The sequence below is a fragment of the Streptacidiphilus carbonis genome (assembly GCF_000787775.1).
Lineage (GTDB): Bacteria > Actinomycetota > Actinomycetes > Streptomycetales > Streptomycetaceae > Streptacidiphilus > Streptacidiphilus carbonis.
This window is the reverse complement of record NZ_BBPM01000016.1, coordinates 150,945-156,466: the sequence shown is the minus strand read 5'-3', so window position 1 is coordinate 156,466 and position 5,522 is coordinate 150,945. Positions and strand designations below refer to the sequence as shown.

The 5,522-nt window shown below is 72.3% G+C and carries 4 protein-coding genes and 1 tRNA gene; 2 read left to right on the top strand and 3 right to left on the bottom strand.

Annotation, left to right across the window (positions count from 1 at the left end; all coding sequences use genetic code 11):
• Positions 1 to 235: 235 nt before the first annotated feature.
• Positions 236 to 1,723: a GH1 family beta-glucosidase gene (locus TR46_RS15555; protein WP_042400514.1), complete on the bottom strand. Its 1,488-nt coding sequence runs from the start codon at positions 1,721 to 1,723 to the stop codon at positions 236 to 238.
• A 423-nt stretch (positions 1,724 to 2,146) separates the two neighbouring features.
• On the opposite strand from TR46_RS15555, the gene TR46_RS15550 reads away from it, so the two are divergent.
• Positions 2,147 to 3,190 (top strand): LacI family DNA-binding transcriptional regulator, encoded by a 1,044-nt coding sequence (locus TR46_RS15550; RefSeq protein ID WP_042400505.1) that lies wholly within the window; start codon positions 2,147 to 2,149, stop codon positions 3,188 to 3,190.
• Between the two features lie 117 nt (positions 3,191 to 3,307).
• On the top strand, positions 3,308 to 4,288 hold the full coding sequence (locus TR46_RS15545) for a slipin family protein (RefSeq protein WP_084718532.1): 981 nt from the start codon (positions 3,308 to 3,310) through the stop codon (positions 4,286 to 4,288).
• A 63-nt stretch (positions 4,289 to 4,351) separates the two neighbouring features.
• On the opposite strand, the gene TR46_RS15540 is transcribed toward TR46_RS15545, so the two are convergent.
• Positions 4,352 to 4,427 (bottom strand) — tRNA-His (locus TR46_RS15540).
• A gap of 136 nt (positions 4,428 to 4,563) precedes the next feature.
• A complete protein-coding gene (gene orn, locus TR46_RS15535) occupies positions 4,564 to 5,166 on the bottom strand; it encodes an oligoribonuclease (RefSeq protein ID WP_042400501.1) in 603 nt (200 codons plus the stop codon).
• Between the last annotated feature and the right edge of the window lie 356 nt (positions 5,167 to 5,522).

The window sequence follows — 5,522 nt, the reverse complement described above, 5'->3', positions numbered from 1 at the left end:
GCGCGGCGCAGGGGCGTTCGCGGTCCGTGGGAGAGCTGCATGGTCGGTCGACTCCCAGGGAAGGCTGCGTCGGACGGGAGCGCATGCCGCTGCCGACGCGCCCCACACGTGCAACGACCGTGCAGGCCGGGCGTTACGACTTCCCACGGGTACTCGGACGCTCGGGGGCGGCCCGGGGCCGCTGTCGTGGGCGGCACCGACCCTCAACGGTGCCGCCCACGCATCCCGGTCGGGGTCAGGGTTCCGACCGGGAGATCGCGCCGCGCCGGATCGTCTCCGCGTACCAGTGGGCACTGGCCTTGGGGATCCGCCGCTGGGTGGAGTAGTCGACGTACACCGCGCCGAAGCGCTTGCCGTAGCCGTACGCCCACTCGAAGTTGTCCATCAGCGACCAGAGGAAGTAGCCGCGGACGTCGGCGCCGTCCCTGATCGCGGCGTGCACGGCGGCGAGGTGGCCGTGCACATAGGCGATCCGCTCGGGGTCGCGGACCTCGCCCTCGGGGCTGATGTAGTCGTCGAAGGCGGCGCCGTTCTCGGTGACCATCAGCGGCAGGCCGGGGTGGTCGCGGGACAGCCCGGTCAGCAGGTCGTAGAGGCCGGAGGGGTCGATACTCCAGTTCATCGCGGTGAGCCGGCCCGGCGGCTGGTGGAACACCACGTCCTCGGAGCCGGGCCAGGGCGAGTGGTCGCTGCTGCCGTGGCCGTCGTTGCGAGCGTGCTCGGCCGAACCCTGGCCGCCGCCGGCGGAGACCACGGTCGGGTTGTAGTAGTTCACCCCGAGCACGTCGATCGGCGCGGAGATCGCGGCGAGGTCGCCGGGGCGGACCAGCTCGTCCCAGTCCACCAGGTTGCCGGTGTCCTGGCGCAGGTCGGCCGGGTAGGCGCCGTCCAGGATCGGGCCGAGGAAGACCCGGTTGCCCACCGCGTCGATCCGCCTGGCGGCGTCGATGTCGCGGTCGCTGCCGCTGAGCGGGCGGACGGCGTGCAGGTTCAGGGTGATCGAGAGCTGCGGGTCCGCCGCCGCCGGGATCGCGGACCGTAGCGCGGCCACGGCCCGGCCGTGGGCCAGGTTGAGGTGGTGCGCGGCCCGCAGCGCGTCGGAGGGGTCGGTGCGCCCCGGAGCGTGCACCCCGGAGCCGTAGCCCAGGTAGGCGCTGCACCAGGGCTCGTTGAGGGTGGTCCAGTAGCGGACCCGGTCGCCGAGGGCGTCGCCGAGCAGGGCCGCGTACTCGCCGAAGCGCTCCGCGGTGTCCCGGGCCGGCCAGCCGCCGGCGTCCTCCAGCTCCTGGGGAAGGTCCCAGTGGTAGAGGGTGGCGACGGGCGTGATCCCCGCGCCGAGCAGCTCGTCGGTGAGCCGGCGGTAGAAGTCGAGGCCGCGCTCCACCGCGGGGCCGCGCCCGGTGGGCTGCACCCGGGACCAGGACACGGAGAAGCGGTAGGAGTTCAGCCCCAGCCGGCTCATCAGCGCGACGTCGTCGCGGTACAGGTGGTAGTGGTCGGCGGCGGTGTCGCCGGTGTCGCCGTTGCGGACCCGCCCGGGGGTGTGGCTGTAGGTGTCCCAGATGGACGGGGTCCGGCCGTCCTCGGCCGCCGCTCCCTCGATCTGGTAGGCGGCGGTCGCGGCGCCCCACAGGAATCCGCTCGGGAAGTGGAGTAGCCCGTCGTCGGCGCTGACCGGCCCGGTGACGGGCGAGGCAGCGGGGAGTGGGTGGACTGCGGTCATACGGGAGCGCTCCCAGGGGTAGGTGCAGTTCGCGAGGGCGAGTTCGAGGCGCTGTCGGAATCTGCCGGGGCCTCATCGGCGCCGGAGCTCAACTGCGGTCCAGTTACGGGCAAGAATGCGGGCGCGGGCGCCGATTGCGAGGAGTGCGGCCAGGATGGTGCAACAGCCTGGGAGCGCTCCCATTGCTCAGTCGCCATGGTCGTGCTTGGATGAGGGAGTGTCAAGCAGTTGGGCCCCGGAGGGGTCGGGACAGGCTCTCCGGCGCGGCTGTTCGACCGGGACGTCGGCTTCCACTCCCGTCCCTCCCTGTGGGAACGCGGTCCCCTACCGGAACGCGGTCGAAACGTACGCGTCTGCCAGGGGATTCCGTCCGAATCCAGGGACTAGTGTGCGACGCGTACAGAGCGGAACGGAGGACGCACCATGACCCAGACCGGCGAGAGGCCCGCACGCCGGGGACCGGCCCGGCCCACCCTGGAGGCCGTGGCCCAGCTGGCCGGGGTCGGCAGGGGCACGGTGTCCCGCGTGGTGAACGGAGCGCCCGGGGTCAGCGACCAGGCCCGCGCCGTGGTCGAGCGTGCCATCGCGGAGCTCGGCTACGTGCCCAACCGCGCCGCCCGGACCCTGGTGACCAGCCGCACCGACGCGGTCGCCCTGGTCATCCCGGAGACCGAGACCAGGCTGGCCTCGGAGCCCTTCTTCGCGGAGATCATCCGCGGGGTGGCCAGCGAACTCTCGGACACCGAGATGCAGTTGCTGCTCATCCTGGTCCGCACCGCACAGGAGCGCGAACGGCTCGCCACCTACCTCAGCGGCCACCGGGTGGACGGAGTGCTGATGGTCTCGGTGCACTCCGAGGACCCGCTGGTCGACCTGCTGGAGCGGACCGGCCTGCCGGCCGTCCTGGGCGGCCGCCGCTCCGAGCTGGAGTCGCTGAGCTACGTGAACCCGGACAACTACGGCGGCGCCTGGGCCGCGGTGCGGCACCTGACCGGCCTGGGCCGGACCCGGATCGCCACCATCACCGGACCGCTGGACATGGAGGGTGCGCGCAGCCGCCTGGACGGCTACCGGCGCGGGCTGGAGGAGGCGGGCCTGCCCGAGGACGACGCCCTGCTCGGGCAGGGCGACTACAGCGAGGAGTCCGGTGCGCGGGCGATGCGCGAGCTGCTGGAGCGCAGGCCGGAGCTGGACGCGGTGTTCGGGGCCTCCGACCTGATGGCCGCCGGAGCCATGCGGGTGCTGCGCCAGTCCGGCCGGCGCATCCCCGAGGACGTGGCCGTGGTCGGCTTCGACGACTCGCCCGTGGCCCGGCACACCGACCCGGCGATGACCACCGTGCGCCAGCCCAGCGAGGAGATGGGCCGGGCGATGGCCCGGCTGCTGCTGGAGGAGATCGCGGCGCCGAGCCGGACCCACCGGCAGATCATCCTCACCACGGAGCTGGTCCGGCGCGAGTCCGCCTGACGGCGGGCGGCTGACGAGAGGGCCCGGCTCGACCTGTTCCGACCGGAACGACCGGCGAGTAGCGTGGAATGTGGCTTTCTATGAGCGCCTTCCTCTTGTCGACATGGGGTGACCGCGATGATCGTGGTGGATGTACTGCTCGGTGTGCTGGGGGCGGGGGCGCTGTGGCTGGCCACCGGCGTCCGGGTGGTCCAGCAGGTCGAACGGGGGGTCGTCTTTCGTTTCGGGCGGGTCCGCAGGGCGGTCCGGCAGCCCGGGGTGACCATGCTGATCCCGGTAGCCGACCGGCTCCGCAAGGTGAACGTCCAGATCATCACGATGCCGGTGCCGGCCCAGGAGGGCATCACCCGGGACAACGTCACCGTCCGGGTCGACGCGGTCGTCTACTTCAAGGTCGAGGACCCGATCCTGGCCTCGGTCAATGTGCAGAACTACACCTTCGCGATGTCCCAGGTGGCACAGACCTCGCTGCGCTCGATCATCGGCAAGAGCGAGCTGGACGACCTGCTCACCAACCGCGAGCCGTTGAACCAGGGCCTGGAGCTGATGATCGACAGCCCGGCCGCGGGCTGGGGCATCCACATCGACCGGGTGGAGATCAAGGACGTCGCCCTGCCCGAGTCGATGAAGCGGTCGATGTCCCGGCAGGCCGAGGCGGAACGTGAGCGAAGGGCGCGCATCATCACCGCCGACGGCGAGTTCCAGGCGTCCCGCAAGCTGTCCGAGGCGGCGGCGATCATGAGCAACACCCCGGCGGCCCTGCAACTGCGGCTGCTGCAGACGGTGGTGGAGGTCGCCGCGGAGAAGAACTCCACTCTGGTGCTGCCCTTCCCGGTCGAGCTGCTCCGCTTCCTGGACGGCGCGACCCCGGACTCCTCCAAGTCCCCGCCGCTGGTCTCCGAGGCCGCCAAGGCGGCGGCGGCCGCCGCAGCGGCGCTGGTGGAGCGGGATCTGACCGACCAGCTGCACGGGAAGGCGCCGGAGGTGCCGGAGATCCCCAAGACCGAGATGGCCGACCTGGAGCTGGAGAGCGGCGGCCCGCTGGCGAGCGGCGACCCGCTGGAGGCAGTCGACGAGCAGCCCTCCACGGACAACTGACGGACCGTGAGAGCGAAAAAGCCGCAGCCCCTGACCTTTTCCAAGGTCAGGGGCTGCGGCCCATGGGGTGAGTGACGGGACTTGAACCCGCGACACCCGGGATCACAACCCGGTGCTCTGCCAGCTGAGCTACACCCACCATCCGTCAGTCGCTCGTCGCGCTGACGGAGATAACTCTACAGGATCCGACCGGGTGCTCACGACCGCCTTCCCACGTGGCCCCGGCCCCGCGGCGGTCGGCGTCTCGCCAGGTCAGCGCCGGGGTCGGCGCCGGGTCAGGAGGGGGGCGACTGGTACCGGGCGGCGATGGCCCGGGCCGCGTCGGTGTCGGGGCCGGGCTGCGGCACGAAGACGGCCTCACGGTAGAACTTCAGCTCGGCGATGCTCTCCCTGATGTCCGCCAGGGCGCGGTGGTTCCCCTGCTTCTTGGGGCTGTTGTAGTAGGCCCGCGGGTACCAGCGCCGGGCCAGCTCCTTGATCGAGGAGACGTCCACGATCCGGTAGTGCAGGTGGCTCTCCAGCGCGGGCATGTCCCGGGCGAGGAAGCCGCGGTCGGTCGCCACCGAGTTGCCGCACAGCGGGGCCCGGCCGGCCTCCGGGATGTGCTCGCGCACGTAGGCCAGCACCTGGGCCTCGGCCTCGGCGAGGGTGACGCCCTGCTCCAGCTCGTCCAGCAGTCCGGAGGCGGTGTGCATGGCGCGCACGATCTCGGGCATGTCGGCGACCGCCTCGGCCGGAGGACGGACGACGATGTCGACCCCCTCACCCAGGATGGTGAGCTCGGAGTCGGTGACCAGGGCGGCGACCTCGACCAGCGCGTCGGTCTCGAGGCTGAGCCCTGTCATCTCGCAGTCGATCCAGACCATGCGATCGTTCACGTGCCTTCACCGTCCTGGTGGGAGTACGCCTGTGCCAGGACCGGACGGCCCCGCAGGGTCGATCATCTGTCGGATCGCGCCCAAAGCAAACCCGGCACGGGCTGCGAACCGGATCGGGGCCGGGCCGCGAACGGTCCCGACCCCTGCCTCCGGCCGCCCACCGTCAGTCCGCGGCGCGGTGCTGCACCGCCACCCGGACGCCGTCAGGACGCCCGCGGGCGGGCAGGACGCCGGGGGGGCGGGGGGGGCGGAGCCGTCGGCGCCGTCCCCGCCGCTCCGGCCGTCCCTGCTGCCTCGGCCGTCCCCGCTGCCCCGGCCGTCCCTGGGCTCCGGGACGGCCGACTCGCGGCGGCCCC